Source organism: Micromonospora sp. NPDC005173 (genome assembly GCF_040608515.1).
Classification (GTDB): domain Bacteria; phylum Actinomycetota; class Actinomycetes; order Mycobacteriales; family Micromonosporaceae; genus Micromonospora.
The window spans coordinates 1-15781 of record NZ_JBEXIK010000031.1 but is presented as its reverse complement, the minus strand read 5'-3'; the positions used below and the strand labels follow the sequence as shown (position 1 = coordinate 15781).

The window sequence follows — 15781 nt, the reverse complement described above, 5'->3', positions numbered from 1 at the left end:
TTGGTGGGATGACCAGACCCGCACCGGCACCCGCACTGCGGATGGGCACCGCCGCCGGCCGGGGCACGCTGCTCGCCGCGGTGCTCGCCTCCGGCATGGTCTTCCTGGACACCACGGTAGTCAATGTCGCGCTGCCCAAGCTCGGCCAGGACCTCGGCGCGAACGTGGCCGATCTGCAGTGGACCGTCAACGGCTACCTGCTGATGCTGGCGGCGTTCGTGCTGCTCGGCGGCGCACTCGGCGACCGCTTCGGCCGGCGGCGGGTCTTCCTGATCGGGGTGGTGTGGTTCACCACCGCCTCGGTGCTGTGCGGGCTGTCCCAGGGCACCGGCTGGCTGATCGCGGCCCGGTTCCTCCAGGGCGCCGGCGGCGCGCTGCTCACCCCCGGGTCGCTGTCGGTGCTCCAGTCCAGTTTTCACCCGGACGACCGGGGCCGGGCGATCGGCGCCTGGGCCGGGCTGTCCGGGGTGTCCACCGCGCTGGGTCCGTTCATCGGCGGCTGGTTGATCGACGCGCTGTCCTGGCGGTGGATCTTCTTCCTCAACCTGCCGCTGGCCGTGCTGGTGGTGCTGGCCACCCTGCGCTGGGTGCCGGAGAGCCGGGACGAGAGCGCCTCCCGGACCGCGGGGCCGGGCCGAACCCGACGCCGGTTCGACGTGCTCGGAGCGCTGCTCGGCGCCCTCGCGCTCGCCGGCGTCACGTACGCCCTGATCGACGCGCCGGCGCGCGGCTACGACTCGGCCCCGGTGCTGATCGCGGCGCTGGTCGGGGTGCTGGCCGCGGTGGCCTTCGTGCTGCTGGAACGGCGGCGCGGCGACGCCGCGATGCTGCCCACCGGCCTGTTCAGCAGCCGGCTCTTCTCGGTGCTGAACATCTTCACCGTGGTGGTGTACGCGGCGCTCGGCGGGTTCACCTTCTTCTTCGCCGTCTACCTGCAGAACGTGGTCGAGTGGTCGGCCTTCCGCACCGGGATCGCGCTGTTGCCGATGACGGTGCTGCTGCTGATCGGGTCGGCCCGGGCGGGCGCGCTGTCGGCGCGGATCGGCCCCCGGCTGCCGCTGAGCATCGGGCCGGTGGTGTCGGCCGCCGGCTTGCTGCTGCTGCGCGGTGTCGGGCCGGACGCGTCGTACTGGCTTGACGTGCTGCCCGGGGTGCTGCTCTTCGGCCTCGGGCTGACCCTGGTGGTGGCCCCGCTCACCGCGTCCGTGCTGGCTGCCGTGGAGGACCGGTTCTCCGGGGTGGCCAGCGGCTTCAACAACGCCGCGTCCCGGGCCGGTGGCCTGCTGGCGGTGGCCGCGCTGCCGCTGCTGGTCGGCCTCTCCGGCGGCGGGTACGAGCAGAAGGCCGAGCTGACGAACGCGTTCCGGGGTGCGATGACCTGGTGTGCCGGGCTGCTGCTGGCCGGTGCGGTGCTGGCCCTCGTGCTGGTGCACCGACCGCCCCGGGACGCTCCGCCGTCGCAGCCGTGCCACTCGTTGCCTGCCGCCACGCCCCCGAAGTAGGGAAGGGGCGCTTCCGTACTTCGGGGGTGTGGTGCGTGCGGTCAGCGGTGGGCGCGGTTGACGGCGCTGGTGACCGCCTTGATCGACGCGGTGACGATGTTGGCGTCGGTGCCGACGCCCCAGACCGTCCGGCCGTCGACCTCGCACTCCACGTACGCGGCGGCCTGCGCGTCACCACCGGAGGAGAGCGCGTGCTCGTGGTAGTCGAGCACCCGCACGCCCACCCCGACCGACTGCAGCGCGTTGACGTACGCGTCGATCGGGCCGTTGCCGACCGCGGCGAGCGTCCGCTGTTCGGTGCCCACACCGACCTGGGCCTCGATCTCGACCTTGCCGTCGGTGGTGCCGATCGTGTAGCCGGCCAGCCGGACCGCCGGGTCGGGCTGGTGGTCGAGCAGGTAGTGGGTCGCGAAGATCTCCCACATGGCGCTCGGGTCGACCTCGCCGCCGTCGTGGTCGGTGACCTGCTGCACCACTCCGGAGAACTCGATCTGGAGCCGGCGGGGCAGGTCCAGTTGGTGCTCGCTCTTCATGATGTACGCGACGCCGCCCTTGCCGGACTGCGAGTTGACCCGGATGACCGCCTCGTAGGTGCGGCCCAGGTCCTTCGGGTCGATCGGCAGGTAGGGCACCGCCCAGGTCTGCTCGTCCACCGGTACGCCGGCAGCCGCCGCGTCGACGGCGAGGGCGTCGAACCCCTTCTTGATGGCGTCCTGGTGGGAGCCGGAGAAGGCGGTGTAGACCAGGTCGCCGGCGTACGGGTGGCGCTCGTGCACGGGCAGTTGGTTGCAGTACTCGACGGCCCGCCGGACCTCGTCGATGTTCGAGAAGTCGATCATCGGGTCGATGCCCTGGGAGAAGAGGTTGAGCCCCAGCGTCACCAGGTCCACGTTGCCGGTGCGCTCGCCGTTGCCGAACAGGCAGCCCTCGATCCGGTCCGCGCCGGCGAGCAGGCCCAGCTCGGCGGCGGCGACGCCGGTGCCCCGGTCATTGTGCGGGTGCAGGCTCAGCACCAGGCTGTCCCGCCGCGGCAGGTGCCGGTGCATCCACTCGATCGAGTCGGCGTACACGTTCGGGGTCGCCATCTCGACGGTGGCCGGCAGGTTGATGATCAGCTTCCGGTCCGGCGTCGGGTCGATCACGTCGATCACCCGGGAGCAGACCTCCAGCGCGTACTCCAGCTCGGTGCCGGTGTACGACTCCGGCGAGTACTCGTAGTGGATCTCGGTGTCCGGGGTGTGGATCTCGGCGTACTTCTGGCAGAGCCGCGCGCCGGAGGTGGCGATGTCGGCGATGCCGTCCCGGTCCAGCCCGAAGACCACCCGCCGCTGAAGGGTGGAGGTCGAGTTGTAGAAGTGCACGATGGCCCGCTTCGCCCCGCGCAGCGACTCGAACGTCCGGTCGATCAGGTGCTCCCGGCACTGGGTGAGCACCTGGATGGTGACGTCGTCCGGGATCATGTCCTGCTCGATGAGCTGCCGGACGAAGTCGAAGTCGGTCTGGCTGGCCGAGGGGAAGCCGACCTCGATCTCCTTGTAGCCCATCTGGACCAGCAGCTGGAACATCCGACGCTTGCGCTCGGGCGACATCGGGTCGATCAGGGCCTGGTTGCCGTCCCGCAGGTCCACGGCGCACCAGCGCGGTGCGGTGTCGACGTGTCGGGTCGGCCAGGCGCGGTCGGGCAGGTCGACCCGGAACTGCTCCCGGTAGGGCTGGTAGCGGTGGTACGGCATCCGGCTCGGGCGCTGCCGGGCGATCGGATCGGTCTCAGCGTCGGTGGTGCTGGCTGGTTGAGCCATGGCGGAGTGCTCCCGTGGTCACGTGGCGTTCAGCAATCGGACGGAGTCGGCGTCACTGCCGGTGCGTCGCTGCCCGGCGGGCCGAGGTGTGCTGCGGTGCTGATGGGCGGCGCGGTCCGACTCCGCGACGAGGTGCCGGCCGTCAGGCCTCGTCGCGGCGACCAAGGAGGAGGTGCGCCTGCCACATGACAGGGTGACCCTACGTGATGAGACGGGGGGTGGGAAGGTAGGTCCGAACTATGGGACCGGTGTCACGACCCGTTCCGCGGCCGCGGCACCGAGCCGCGGCGTCCGCCCAGCCCACGCCACCACGGGTACGATCGCCAGCCCCACCAGCACGAAGATGGCCGCCGCCGGGAACCAGCCCCAGCCACCGGTGGTCACCCCCAGCGCGGTCAGCCCGGCGGGGGCGATCAGGTACTGCACCTGGGAGCCAAGCCGGAACGCCCCCACGTACGCGCCGCGTTGTTCGGCCGGTGGCAGAGCAGCGGTGAGCCCCCAGGCGCCCGCCGACTCGATCAGCTCGGCCACGATCAGCAGCGTTGCGGCGGCCACCAGCACCACCACCGTGAGCGGGCCCCGGGTGACCCCGGAGATCGGCAGGACCAGGCAGAACAGGGCGATCAGCAGGGCGCCCCGGCGGGAGGCCCGTGCCGCGCCCGCAGCGGTGTCGGCGCCCTGGCTGGCGCGTACCTGGAGCAGCACGATCAGGATTGTGTTGAGCAGCACCAGCCCGGCGATCACCGTCTTCGGGGCGTCGGTGTGGGTGAGGATCCAGAGCGGCAGCACCGTCAGGTAGAGCGTCTGGTGGGCGGTGAGCAGACCGGACAGCAGGGACACCGCCACGAACGGGCGGTCCCGCAGCACGGCGAGCCGACTCATCGGCTCCGCCGGCCGGGCCGCCTGGGCCAGCCGGGGCAGTCGACGCACGAAGAGGGCCGTCACCAGGAAGACCGCCGCGATGAACCAGACCATCCCCCGGTACGCCGCGGTCGTGTCCACGGCCAGCACCAGGCCACTGATCACCGCGCCGAGCCCGAACCCGACGTTCAGCGACGAACGCTGGTACGCCATCGCCGTGACCCGCTCGGCCGGGGGGAGCGCGTTGATCGAGTAGACCTGACGGGCGACCCCGGTGGTGGCCTCCACGGCGGCCAGCGCCACCACCACGGCCAGGAAGCCGGCGAAGCCGCCCACGAACGGGTAGGTCGCGAAGAGCACCGCGTCCAGCACCAGCCCGACCACCCAGACCCGCTGCGGCCCGTACCGGTCGGTGAGCCCGCCCAGCGGCACCGTGCCCAGCAGCGACACCCCCGCCGCGATGGACAGGCCCAGCCCGACCTGGGCGGCGCTGAGCCCGAGCGCCCGGGTGAAGAAGACGGCGCTGCCGGCGTGGAACAGGCCGCTGCCGACGGCGTTGACCATGGCCTGCACGGCCAGGGCGCGAGTCAGCCCGGCTGGCGGTACGACGTTTCGGACAACGGTGCGAATGGTGTCTCTGGCCCCCATGGCAGGTGAGTGAAGCGTGCCCCCATGACGGCGGTCGAGTCTTTTAGGCTCAACCGAATCCTGCTCTGGGGGTGCGTGTGTCCGAGTTGCGGTTCAGCCTGGCCGACGTGGCGGGAGTGCGGCTTGCCGTGTCGCCGGCCAACGAGACGGTCATGAGCATGTGGGCACTGGCCGACCCGGTCCGCTACGCGGTGCACCTGCCGTGGATCGACCGGGCCCGGGTGACTCTGCGTTCTCCCGAGGTTGCCTCCCGGGTCCGACCGCTGCTGGAGCTGACCCAGCGGGGTTGCTGGCTGCCCGACTTCCTCACCCCGGCGGCCCGACCGAACGTGGAGATGACCGAGCAGCTCGATCAGATCGCGGCGACGCCGCCGGACGTGGTGGTTCAGGATCTGCTGGCGACCACTCCGCGCCGGCCGCTGAGTCCGTTCGGGCGGGCGCTGCTCACCGACCCTCGTGGGCTGCTGCCGGAGCTCGTCGACGCGGTGCGGGTCTGGTACGACGAGGCGATCGCCCCGGCCTGGCCGCGGATGCGCGCGCTGCTCGACGCCGACGTGGCGTACCGGGCCGCGCAACTCGCCGAGGGCGGTGCCGGGCGGTTGTTCGAGCAGCTCCACCCGAGCCTGCGCTGGCTTGGAGACCGGGTGGTCAGCGACGACCCGTTCGAGCGGGACTTCGACCTGCGCGGTCGTGGGTTGGCGCTGAGTCCGGGCGTGTTCACCAACCGGCGGGTGCTGTGGAACCTGTTGGAGGATTCGTTGCCGGCCGGGGCGTACCCGGTCCGGGCGGTCGGGACGCTCTGGGAGGCGACCGCGCCGCCTCCCGGCGACCCGCTCGCACGGGTGATCGGCCCCGGCCGGGCCGCACTGCTGCACCTGCTCGACGCGGCGACCACCACCACCACCGACCTGGCCCGACTCACCGGGATGTCGGCCGGAAACGTCTCCCAGCACCTGGCCGCGCTGCACGCCGCCGGCCTGGTCCACCGGTCTCGACAGGGCCGGCACGTTCTCTACCGCAACACCGAGGCCGCGACGGTCCTGCTGCGCGCCAGCCGGGGCGGGTAGCTCCGGCGGTCGATCAGCGGAGCAGCAGGTCGGCCAGCGGTCGGCGGTGCCGCAGGCCGGTCTCCTCGGCGACTAGGTCGGCCGGGAGGCTGAGCGGGTCGCCGAGTTGCCCGACGGCGACCACCGCGTACGGCCGCACGTCGGCGGGCAGGTGCAGGTCGGCGGCGAGCCCGGCGCGATCGATGGTGAGGACCTGGCGTACGTGCAGCCCGAGCGCGGTGGCCTGCACGCTGAGGTGGGCGACCGCCTGTCCCAGGTCGTAGGCGACCCCGTCCGCCGGTGCGGCGTCGGTGTCGACGTGCGCGGCGAGGAGCAGCGCGGCGGCCCGGTGGGCCCAGCGCTGGTCGCGCTCGGGGAGGTTGACCAGGATCCGCTTCCAGGTCTCGTCATCGCGGTGACCGAGAGTGAACCGCCAGGGCTGACGGTTGCCCAGCGAGGGTGCCCAGCGGGCCGCCTCCAGCAGTGAGGCCGCCTCCGCCCGACCCAGTACCTCGGTCGGGTCGAACGCCAGCGGGCTCCAGCGGTAGGCGAGTAGCGGGGTGAGGTCGGCCATACGAGCATCGTCCTTTATGGGTGATTCGCCCCTCAGGAAGGGTTCGCCAAATGTGGGCAAGAGCACCCGTAACGGGACGAAGATCAGGGCGTTCCCGCGCCCGAGCTACCGGTCGGGTCGGGTGTCGGCGGAGCCGCGGTGTCCAGCGGTTCCTCGTCCACCACCACCGGGCCGGCCAGCTGCACGGTGGCCGGTGCCGGGCCGGGCGGGGCGGCCAGCTTCAGCGTGCCGGTCTCCGTCCGGACGCCGGTCGGTGTGCCGTCCCGGTCGTAGCAGTAGATGCCGACGTCCAGCGGGGCGTTGAGCGAGGCGGAGGTGGAGTCCACCGAGTAGCAGGTGCCGGTGAGCCCCTTGGGCGGGTCGGCCGGGGCGACGGCGAGCGGCGCGCGTCGGTCGGTGAGCACGTCCAGCCAGTCGGTGAGCGGGTGCTGGACCCGGGGATCCAGCCGGCGCGGCAGGGCGTCGTCGCGCTCGCCGAGGCGTACGCAGCGGGCCGGGTTCGGCCGGCCGGCCGACGGCAGGGCGCACTGGAACAGCCCGTCGGCGGTGGCGGCCAGCGAGACATCAGCGGTGCCGCCCAGCGCGCCACCCGGCACGTCAACCCGCCAGCTGCCATCGTTCGCGCTGGTGAACACGATCATGCGGTCCGGTTGACCGGCCCGGCTGAACGCGTACTGCGCCACCAGATGGCGGTCCTGGGCCGCCGCGGCCAGTGCCGCCAACTCGTCGCGGGCGGCGGCCACCTCGACCGGCCCGGGATCGGTCGGTGGCGGGGTTGGAGGCTGCTCGCTGGTGCAGGCGACCAGGAGCGCCGGCAGGGCGAGCGCGAGCGGCCCGAGCACACGGCCGGCCGAGCGGATGAGGACGGGCACCGGCCCATTCTGGTGTGTGCGGGCGGGCGGCGGGTGCCGGCGCGCACGCGGCTCGCCCCGGCGTGTCGGGCGGGACCGCGTCGGCGTACCGCCCGACCTGGTGAGGCGGGGCGCCCGCCCCGCCCGTGGCGCGCGCGGGCCGGATGATGGGATCACCCGACCCGCCGCCGCGACCCGCCGGATACCCTCAAGTGGTTTGACACGCGCCGCCGGCCCCGGTTCCGGCGGCGTCGGCACGCTCAGGGTCGCTGGGAGGGAGTGCACCGTCGTGGCACTCGTGGTGCAGAAGTACGGCGGGTCCTCCGTCGCCAACGCCGAGCGCATCAAGCGGGTGGCCGAGCGCATCGTCGCCGCCCGCAAGGCCGGCGACGACGTGGTGGTGGTGGTCTCCGCGATGGGGGACAGCACCGACGAGCTGCTCGACCTGGCCAACCAGGTCAGCCCGCTGCCGCCGGGCCGTGAGCTGGACATGCTGCTCACCGCCGGGGAGCGGATCTCCATGGCGCTGCTGGCCATGGCCATCCACAACCTGGGGTACGAGGCCCGCTCGTTCACCGGCTCGCAGGCCGGCGTGATCACCACCTCGGTGCACGGCCGGGCGCGGATCATCGACGTCACCCCCGGGCGGCTCAAGGGTGCGCTCGACGAGGGGTCGGTGGTCATCGTGGCCGGCTTCCAGGGCGTCTCGCAGGACACCAAGGACGTCACCACGCTGGGCCGGGGCGGTTCGGACACCACGGCTGTGGCGCTCGCCGCCGCGCTGCACGCCGATGTATGCGAGATCTACACCGACGTCGACGGCATCTTCACCGCGGACCCGCGGATCGTCCCCAACGCCCGGCACATCCGGCAGATCACCTACGAGGAGATGCTGGAGCTGGCCGCGTGCGGCGCGAAGGTGCTGCACCTGCGTAGCGTGGAGTACGCCCGCCGGGCGGGGTTGCCGATCCACGTCCGTTCGTCATACTCGACCAACACCGGCACGATGGTCACCGGATCGATGGAGGACCTTTCCGTGGAGCAGGCACTGATCACCGGCGTTGCGCACGACCGCAGCGAGGCCAAGATCACGATCGTCGGCGTGCCCGACGAGCCGGGCGCCGCTGCGCGGATCTTCGACACCGTCGCCGGCGCCGAGATCAATATCGACATGATCGTGCAGAACGTCTCCACCGAGGGCACCGGCCGGACCGACATCTCGTTCACCCTGCCCAAGACCGACGGCCCGACCGCGATGGCCGCGCTCAGCAAGATCCAGGAGTCGGTCAAGTTCAAGGGCCTGCTCTACGACGACCACGTCGGCAAGGTCTCGCTGATCGGTGCCGGCATGCGCTCGCACCCCGGCGTGGCCGCCGGCTTCTTCGCCGCGCTCGGCGCGGCCGGGGTCAACATCGAGATGATCTCCACCTCCGAGATCCGGGTCTCCGTGGTCTGCCGGGACACCGACCTGGACGCCGCCGTCCGCGCCATCCACGACGCGTTCGAGTTGGGCGGCGACACCGAAGCCGTGGTCTACGCGGGGACGGGTAGGTAGCGCCGATGACGGCGCTGCCCACCCTCGCAGTGGTCGGAGCGACCGGTGCCGTCGGCACCGTGATGTGTGAGCTGCTCACCGGGCGTCGCAACGTCTGGGGTGAGATCCGCCTGCTCGCCTCCGAGCGCTCCGTCGGGCGGCGGGTGCGCTGCAGGGGTGAGGATCTCGTCGTCCAGGCGCTGACCCCGGAGGCGTTCGACGGCGTCGACGTGGCGATGTTCGACGTACCCGACGAGGTCTCCGCCGAGTGGGCGCCGATCGCCGTCGCCCGCGGCGCGATCGCGGTGGACAACTCCGGCGCCTTCCGGATGGACCGGGACGTCCCGCTGGTGGTCCCGGAGATCAACCCGGAGCAGGTCCGTAACCGGCCCCGGGGCATCATCGCGAACGCCAACTGCACCACCCTCACGATGATCATCGCGGTCGCCCCGCTGCACCGTGAGTACGGCCTGCGGGAGTTGGTGCTCGCCTCCTACCAGGCGGTCTCCGGGTCCGGCCAGGCCGGCGTCGACATCCTGCACGACCAGCTCACCAAGGTCGCCGGGGACCGGTTGCTCGGCTCGCGGACCGGCGACGTCCGGCAGGCGGTCGGCGACGACCTGGGCCCGTTCCCGGCGCCGCTGGCGCTCAACGTGGTGCCCTGGGCCGGCTTGCCGGCCGACGGCGGCTGGTCGTCGGAGGAGATGAAGGTCCGCAACGAGTCGCGGAAGATCCTCGGCCTGCCCGACCTCAAGGTCTCCGCGACCTGCGTGCGGGTGCCGGTGGTGACCGGCCACTCGGTGGCCGTACACGCGGTCTTCGCCACCGAGGTGGACGCCGAGGGCGCCCGCGAGGCGCTGCGCAACGCCCCCGGAGTGATCCTGGTCGACGATCCGGCCGCGGGAGAGTTCCCGATGCCGATCGACGCGGTCGGCACGGACCCGTCCTGGGTCGGCCGGATCCGCCGCGCCCTCGACGATCCGCGCGCCCTGGACCTCTTCATCACCGGCGACAACCTCCGCAAGGGCGCCGCCCTCAACACGGCCCAGATCGGCGAACTCCTGGCCAAGGACCTGACCCAGTAACCTCCCTCGCCCTCCCTACCCCACCACCTCCCAGCGTCGATCATGGAGTCGTGGTGGGCGTTAGATCCAATCACGCCCCTTTTGGGACGCACCACAACTCCATGATCGACGCTGGTGGGGGTGGGGGTGGGGGTTAGGCGGCGGATAGGTGGACGCCGTCTCGGCCCTGGCGTTTCACGGCGTAGAGGGCCTGGTCGGCGCGGCGGAGGGTGCGGTCTGGTGACTCGCCGGGGTGGGGCAGCGCGACGCCCACGCTGATCGTGCGGCCGGTGCGCCGGGCCGCCTCGGTCAGCCGCTCGGCGATCCGGACCGCCTCGTCCGGGCGGCTCACCTCGATCACCGCGACGAACTCGTCGCCGCCGATCCGGTACAGCTCGTCACCGTGCCGCAGCGCCCCCTCCAACGCCCGCGCCAGCCCGACCAGCACCCGGTCGCCGGCCTGGTGGCCGTACGTGTCGTTGACGATCTTGAAGCCGTCCACGTCGATCGCCAGCAGGGCCGTACGCCCCGGGGTCGCCGCCGCGATCCGCTGCCCGAACGGGCCGGTGTGCCGCAGCCCGGTCAGCGGGTCGGAGCTGGCCTGCTCACGCAGCCGCGCCAGCGTGCGCAGCCGGTCCAGGTTGGTCCAGGCCTGCCCGGCAAGCAGTTCCATCAGGCTGACCGTGGTCGGGTCCGGGCGCAGCAACCGCTCGTCGGCGACCAGCAACACCCCGCCAGCGTCCGACGGTCCGACCGGTACGGCGATCAGTGTGCGCACCCCGGCCCTGGTCAGCGGCCGGTAGTCCGCGGTCGGTGGGTGCTCCGCCTCGCCCAGCGTGTATCCGGCGCCGTACCGGTGCGCCCGGTCGACCATCCGGTCGAGCGCGGCCGGAGTCGCCTCGGTCAGCTCGGCCCGGATCCGGGTCTCCAGCTCGCCGGGGACCAGCGGCGGCGGCCCGATCTCGGCGCCCTCCGGGCCGGCGATCAGCAGCACCGCCGTGGAGAGCGTCGAGACCTCGCGGGCGGCGCAGGTCGCCGCACCGAGCACGGCCCCCTCGGTTGGCGCCGAGGAGAGTGCGGCGGCGTGCCGGAGCAGCTTCTCGCTGGGACTCTCCGCTGGCGGGCCGCCGAGCGCGACGATCCTCGCCCCGAGCCGGGCGGCCAGTCGCTGGGCGGTCTGCCGCCACGGCTCCAGGTCGACGGGCTCGCTCCACTGCAGGTCGAGGACGCCGATCGCCCGGCCCGCCGGGTCCAGCACCGGCACGCACAGCTCCGCGGTCACGTCCGGGCGTACCGGCAGATAGTCCGGATCGGCGGTGACATCCGGGACGACGGCGGTGGTGGCGGTGGCGTACACCCGGCCGACGATCCCGGTCCGCGTCGGCACGGTGGCGAAGACCTGCCAGGCGCCGGTCGCCGCGACGCAGCGCAGCCGGTCGTGGACCTCCAGCAGCACGGAGATGGTCGCCGGGGTGTGGTGGGCCAGCGCGTTGACCGTCCACCGACAGGCCTCCGGCGTGCTCGACGCCATCGGCAGGCGGACGGAGACGTCACGGATGACTTGCTGATGATCCACTCGCACGTCGTTCCAGGTAGGGGAGGGGTCGGCCGGCGCCGAGCCGTGAGATCAAGCGTACCCAGGGTGATCCGGGCGTCGGCCGGGCTTCGTACACATGTGCTATCCACAGGCTGTGGACGCAGCCTGTGGGCGCGGGACCCCGGGAGGCATCCATCGCCGATAGCGTGGACCTTCCCGCACCGAGGAGGCGGCACGTGCTCATCGCCCAGCTCAGTGACCCGCATCTGACCACCGGCCTGCTCGCCGCCGAACCGGCCGCGGGGCTGCACCGCGCGCTCGGCCGCGTGCTGGCGCTGCGGCCCCGACCGGACTGCGTGGTGATCACCGGTGACCTGGTCGACCACGGCCGGCCCGACGAGTACGCCGCGCTGCGCGAGCTGATCGGCCGGTTCCCGCTGCCGGTGCACCTGGTCACTGGCAACCACGACGACCGGGAGTCGCTGCTCGACGCCTTCGGCGGCACACCCTGGCTCGGCGGCGGGTTCTCCGCGTACTACCACGTGGACCACGAGGCGGCGACCGTCGTGGTGCTCGACTCGCTCATCCCCGGCAGCGACGCCGGCCAACTTGGCGAGGAGCAGCTCGGCTGGCTCGACGGCGTGCTGGCCGGACGGCCCGACGTGCCCGCCGTGGTCTGCCTGCACCACCCGCCGGTCGCGGTCGGCATCGCGGTGGCCGACGCCATCCGGCTCGCCGACTCCGACGCGCTCGCCGAGGTGATCGGCCGGCACGGGCACGTCGTACGCGTCGCCGCCGGGCACCTGCACCGCCCGGTCACCACGGGGTACGCCGGCACGGTGCTCACCGTGGCACCCAGCACCTGGCGGCAGAGCACGCTCACCATGAGCGCCGATGAGCAGATCGGCTGGGTCGCCGAACCGACCGCCTTCCTGCTGCACCTGGTCGAGTCGGGCGGTTGCGTGACGCACACGGTCCAGGTCAGCCACTCCGCAGGCCAGACCTGCGGCTTCTGAGGGCGCCCGTCGTGGTCGACACCGAGGAGCGGCTGGTCTGGTACGTCGCGTACGGCTCGAACATGCACGCCGACCGGTTGGCGTGGTACATCCGCGGCGGCTGCCCGCCCGGCGGGCGACGGACGTACCCGGGCTGCCGGGACCCCCGCCCACCGAGCCGTTCGGTGCCGGTGTCGCTGCCCGGCGGGATCTACTTCGCCGGCGAGTCCGGTGCCTGGACCGGCGGCATGGCCTTCTACGACCCGCAGCTACCGGGCGTGGCCGCGGCCCGCGCCTACCTGGTCACCGTCGAGCAGTTCACCGACATCGCGGCGCAGGAGATGTACCGGCCAACGGGTGACACGGCCGACCTGGTCCCGGCGACCGGCGCGGCGATCGATGCGGCCGTCGCCGAGGGACGGGCCACGCTCGGCCCCGGACGCTACGAGACGCTGGTCTGCCCGGGCCAGCACACCGGGCTGCCGATGCTCACCTTCACCGCCCCGGAACCCGCACCCGCCAAGCGGTGCCGGCCGCCGGCGCCGGTCTACCTCAGCATGATCGCCCGAGGGTTGCGCGAGTCGCACGGATGGCCGGCCGGCCGGATCGCCAGCTACCTGGCGCAGCGCCCCGGAGTCGCGGACGGCTGGCCGCCCGACGCCGTCACGACGCTGGTCACCGAGGCGCTCGCCGTCGACTGACACCCCGGGTCACGCCGGCTGTCCCCGTCCTGTCTGGACCCGGGCGACAGCGACGTCCCGCGACGTGCGGTCAACCGTCGGTCACGTCGGCGTCATCCGACCGTCCGGGCATATTCGCAGCACTGACGTGCTGCCGGCTCGACCGGTCGGCGTCCGGATGAGAGGCTGTCCGGGCGGGCGGCGATCCCAACCGCCGGCATCCGCGATCGATCCTTCCGACGGCGTCGGTCGGCGGCCCGGTCGACCCACAGTCCGGGCACCGCACGCGCCGATTCTCATGAGGAGTTTCATGTCCATCCCCGGGATGCGTCGGGCCGCCGTCGGCCTGACCGCGCTCGCGGTGGCCGCGCTCGGCGCGGTCGCCACCAGCCCCGAGCAGGCCGACGCGAGGCCGAAGCCGGTCGACGTCACCCTGCTGGCCCTCAACGACTTCCACGGCAACCTCGAACCCCCGAGCGGGTCCAGCGGCACCATCGCCGGGCAGGCCGCGGGCGGTGTCGAGTTCCTGTCGACCCACCTGGCCGAGCTGCGCGCCGCCGCCAAGAAGAAGAACACCATCACGGTCGCCGCTGGTGACCTGATCGGCGCGTCGCCGCTGCTCTCCGCCGCGTTCCACGACGAGCCGACCATCGAGGCGCTGAGCATGGCCGGGCTGGACTACGCCAGCGTCGGCAACCACGAGTTCGACGAGGGCGCCGCCGAGCTGCTGCGGATCCAGAACGGCGGCTGCCACCCGGTGGACGGCTGCGCCGACGGCACCCCGTACCAGGGCGCCGGGTTCCAGTACCTGTCCGCGAACGCCTTCAAGACCGCGACCGGCAAGCCGCTGATGGCGCCGTACGCGATCCACAAGGTGCAGGGCGTCAAGGTCGGCTTCATCGGGATGACCCTGGAGGGCACCCCGGAGATCGTCAGCCAGCAGGGCGTCGCCGGCCTAACCTTCGCCGACGAGGCGGTCACCGCCAACCGGTACGCCCGCGAGCTGCGCCGCCAGGGTGTGGAGGCGATCGTCGTGCTGCTGCACGAGGGCGGCACCCAGGCCGCGACCGGCGGCATCAACGACTGCGTCGGCATGACCGGGCCCATCGTGGACATCACCAACCGGATGGACCCGTCGATCGACGTGGTGGTCAGCGGGCACACCCACCAGGCGTACAACTGCGACATCAACGGCAAGCTGGTCACCAGCGCCAGCTCGTTCGGTCGCCTGGTCACCGACATCGACCTCAAGATCGACCGTCGGACCGGGGACGTGCTCTCCGCCGCCGCGGAGAACGTCGTGGTCAGCCGGGACGTGGCCAAGGACCCGAAGCAGACCGCCCTGATCAACCGGTACAAGACCGTGCTCGGCCCGGTCGCCGGCCGCCAGGTCGGCGAGACCACCCAGGCGATCACCCGGAGCCAGGAAACCCTCTTCGGTACGAGTCTGGGCGAGTCCCCGCTGGGCAACCTGATCGCCGACGCGCAGTTCGCCGCCACCGACGACGAGCAGGGCGCCGTCGCCGCCTTCATGAACCCGGGCGGGGTACGGGCCGACCTCGACGCCGGCCTGGTCACCTACGAGGAGGCGTTCACGGTGCAGCCGTTCGCCAACAACCTGGTGACGCTGGACCTGACCGGTGCGCAGCTCTACTGCGTCCTGGAGCAGCAGTTCGTCACCGGCCGGACGCTGTACCCGTCCTCGACCGTCGGTTACGTGGTCGACCCGAACGGCACCACCGGCACCGTGGCTGACCCGTGCGCGGGCACCCGGGTGGTCCGGGGCAGCCTCACCCTCGGCGGCACCGCGGTCGACACCGCCGCCACCTACCGGGTGACGGTGAACAACTTCCTGGCCGGCGGCGGTGACGGGTTCAGTGCCCTCACCGGCGGGACGAACCTGGTCACCGGGCAGATCGACCTGGACGCGTTCGTGGCGTACCTGACCGCGCAGTCGCCGGTCTCCGCGCCGACGCTGAACCGGATTCGCACCACCGCCGAGGTCCCCGCCGCCTGACGGACGACCCCGTGACGATCGGGCCCCGGAGCATCGGCTCCGGGGCCCGACCCGTCTCCGGCGCACACCGCGCCCGCCGGGCGCACACCGCGCCCGCCGCGCCCGCCGCACACCGCGCCCCGCCGCGCACCGTGCCCGCTGTTCCCGGCCGCCAGCGGCGGCATGATCACGCTCGATCCAGGATGTAGTGGCCTCCCGGCGCGGCGGTTTCAGGTGCCTGTTGCAACGAGGTGTTTGTTGAGTGCTTCGGCTGGATTTTGCCAGTTGAGGGTTTGGCGTGGTCGTCCGTTGAGTTCCCGGGCGACGGCGTCGAGATCGTCCTGGCTCCAGGTGCGGAAGTCGGTGCTTGACCTTGGGAAGTACTGGCGCAGGAGACCGTTGGACGCTCCTATGTTTGTCAAGCTCCGTGCGGGAGGTTGATGGAGGGTGTCGGCTGGCGGGTCGCGGCTTGGATGCGGCGGTAGAGCCGGCGGGCAAGGATGCGTTTGAGGCTGCGACGGACGTCGCGGTGGGTTTTGCCCTGCACGGTGCGGCTGGCTTCGTAGTCGCGTGACTCTTGGTGGCAGCGTAGGCGCGTTATCGCGATCGTATGGAGGGCGCGGTTGAGGTCACGGTCCCCGCCGCGGCTGAGCCGGTGGCGGGTGCGTTGCCCGCTGCTGGCCTCCAGAGGGGC

13 protein-coding genes and 1 pseudogene are annotated in these 15781 nt (G+C 72.3%); 7 read left to right on the top strand and 7 right to left on the bottom strand.

What is annotated here, in order from left to right; translation table 11 throughout:
• Positions 1–8 precede the first annotated feature (8 nt).
• A complete protein-coding gene (locus tag ABZV00_RS26770; RefSeq protein ID WP_355610783.1) occupies positions 9–1502 on the top strand; it encodes an MFS transporter in 1494 nt (497 codons plus the stop codon).
• 41 nt (positions 1503–1543) lie between these two features.
• Here ABZV00_RS26770 and leuA read toward each other — a convergent pair whose 3' ends face one another.
• Both leuA and ABZV00_RS26760 read right to left on the bottom strand, forming a co-directional pair.
• The gene (gene leuA, locus ABZV00_RS26765) at positions 1544–3301 is read right to left on the bottom strand and encodes a 2-isopropylmalate synthase (RefSeq protein ID WP_355610780.1); all 1758 of its coding nucleotides are present in this window, start codon (positions 3299–3301) and stop codon (positions 1544–1546) included.
• Between the two features lie 237 nt (positions 3302–3538).
• Positions 3539–4810, bottom strand: a complete 1272-nt coding sequence (locus tag ABZV00_RS26760) for an MFS transporter (protein ID WP_355610777.1) — start codon at positions 4808–4810, stop codon at positions 3539–3541.
• 77 nt (positions 4811–4887) lie between these two features.
• Here ABZV00_RS26760 and ABZV00_RS26755 point away from each other — a divergent pair, with 77 nt between their 5' ends.
• Positions 4888–5877 carry an ArsR family transcriptional regulator gene (locus ABZV00_RS26755; RefSeq protein ID WP_355610774.1) on the top strand — a complete coding sequence of 330 codons (990 nt, stop codon included), beginning with the start codon at positions 4888–4890 and terminating at the stop codon, positions 5875–5877.
• A gap of 13 nt (positions 5878–5890) precedes the next feature.
• On the opposite strand, the gene ABZV00_RS26750 is transcribed toward ABZV00_RS26755, so the two are convergent.
• Positions 5891–6430, bottom strand: coding sequence for a nitroreductase family protein (locus ABZV00_RS26750; RefSeq protein ID WP_355610771.1), 540 nt, complete (start codon positions 6428–6430; stop codon positions 5891–5893).
• Positions 6431–6513: 83 nt separating this feature from the next.
• Complete coding sequence (locus ABZV00_RS26745) at positions 6514–7302, bottom strand: hypothetical protein (RefSeq protein WP_355610768.1); 789 nt, start codon at positions 7300–7302, stop codon at positions 6514–6516.
• Positions 7303–7570: 268 nt separating this feature from the next.
• On the opposite strand from ABZV00_RS26745, the gene ABZV00_RS26740 reads away from it, so the two are divergent.
• Positions 7571–8836: an aspartate kinase gene (locus tag ABZV00_RS26740; RefSeq protein WP_252417410.1), complete on the top strand. Its 1266-nt coding sequence runs from the start codon at positions 7571–7573 to the stop codon at positions 8834–8836.
• Between the two features lie 5 nt (positions 8837–8841).
• Entirely contained in the window at positions 8842–9900 is a 1059-nt protein-coding gene (locus ABZV00_RS26735) for an aspartate-semialdehyde dehydrogenase (RefSeq protein WP_355610765.1), read from the top strand.
• Positions 9901–10033: 133 nt separating this feature from the next.
• On the opposite strand, the gene ABZV00_RS26730 is transcribed toward ABZV00_RS26735, so the two are convergent.
• Positions 10034–11455 (bottom strand): sensor domain-containing diguanylate cyclase, encoded by a 1422-nt coding sequence (locus ABZV00_RS26730; protein WP_355610762.1) that lies wholly within the window; start codon positions 11453–11455, stop codon positions 10034–10036.
• Between the two features lie 197 nt (positions 11456–11652).
• Here ABZV00_RS26730 and ABZV00_RS26725 point away from each other — a divergent pair, with 197 nt between their 5' ends.
• From ABZV00_RS26725 to ABZV00_RS26715, 3 genes are all read left to right on the top strand, one after another.
• A complete protein-coding gene (locus ABZV00_RS26725) occupies positions 11653–12432 on the top strand; it encodes a phosphodiesterase (protein WP_355610759.1) in 780 nt (259 codons plus the stop codon).
• A gap of 11 nt (positions 12433–12443) precedes the next feature.
• Positions 12444–13112 (top strand): histone deacetylase, encoded by a 669-nt coding sequence (locus tag ABZV00_RS26720; protein WP_355610756.1) that lies wholly within the window; start codon positions 12444–12446, stop codon positions 13110–13112.
• 289 nt (positions 13113–13401) lie between these two features.
• Positions 13402–15108: a bifunctional metallophosphatase/5'-nucleotidase gene (locus tag ABZV00_RS26715; RefSeq protein WP_355610753.1), complete on the top strand. Its 1707-nt coding sequence runs from the start codon at positions 13402–13404 to the stop codon at positions 15106–15108.
• Positions 15109–15317: 209 nt separating this feature from the next.
• Here the strand turns inward: ABZV00_RS26715 and ABZV00_RS26710 are convergent.
• Positions 15318–15491 (bottom strand): annotated as a pseudogene (locus ABZV00_RS26710) (IS30 family transposase); the annotation flags it as partial.
• Between the two features lie 14 nt (positions 15492–15505).
• A partial coding sequence (locus tag ABZV00_RS26705; protein ID WP_355610750.1) for a transposase occupies positions 15506–15781 on the bottom strand: 276 nt, incomplete at its 5' end.

Excerpts from the sequence above, each read along its gene's own strand:
- ABZV00_RS26770 (WP_355610783.1), top strand. The coding sequence starts at position 9 with ATGACCAGACCCGCACCGGCACCCGCACTGCGGATGGGCACCGCCGCC.
- ABZV00_RS26760 (WP_355610777.1), bottom strand. The coding sequence starts at position 4,810 with ATGGGGGCCAGAGACACCATTCGCACCGTTGTCCGAAACGTCGTACCG.
- ABZV00_RS26735 (WP_355610765.1), top strand. The coding sequence starts at position 8,842 with ATGACGGCGCTGCCCACCCTCGCAGTGGTCGGAGCGACCGGTGCCGTC.
- ABZV00_RS26715 (WP_355610753.1), top strand. The coding sequence starts at position 13,402 with ATGTCCATCCCCGGGATGCGTCGGGCCGCCGTCGGCCTGACCGCGCTC.
- leuA (WP_355610780.1), bottom strand. The coding sequence starts at position 3,301 with ATGGCTCAACCAGCCAGCACCACCGACGCTGAGACCGATCCGATCGCC.
- ABZV00_RS26750 (WP_355610771.1), bottom strand. The coding sequence starts at position 6,430 with ATGGCCGACCTCACCCCGCTACTCGCCTACCGCTGGAGCCCGCTGGCG.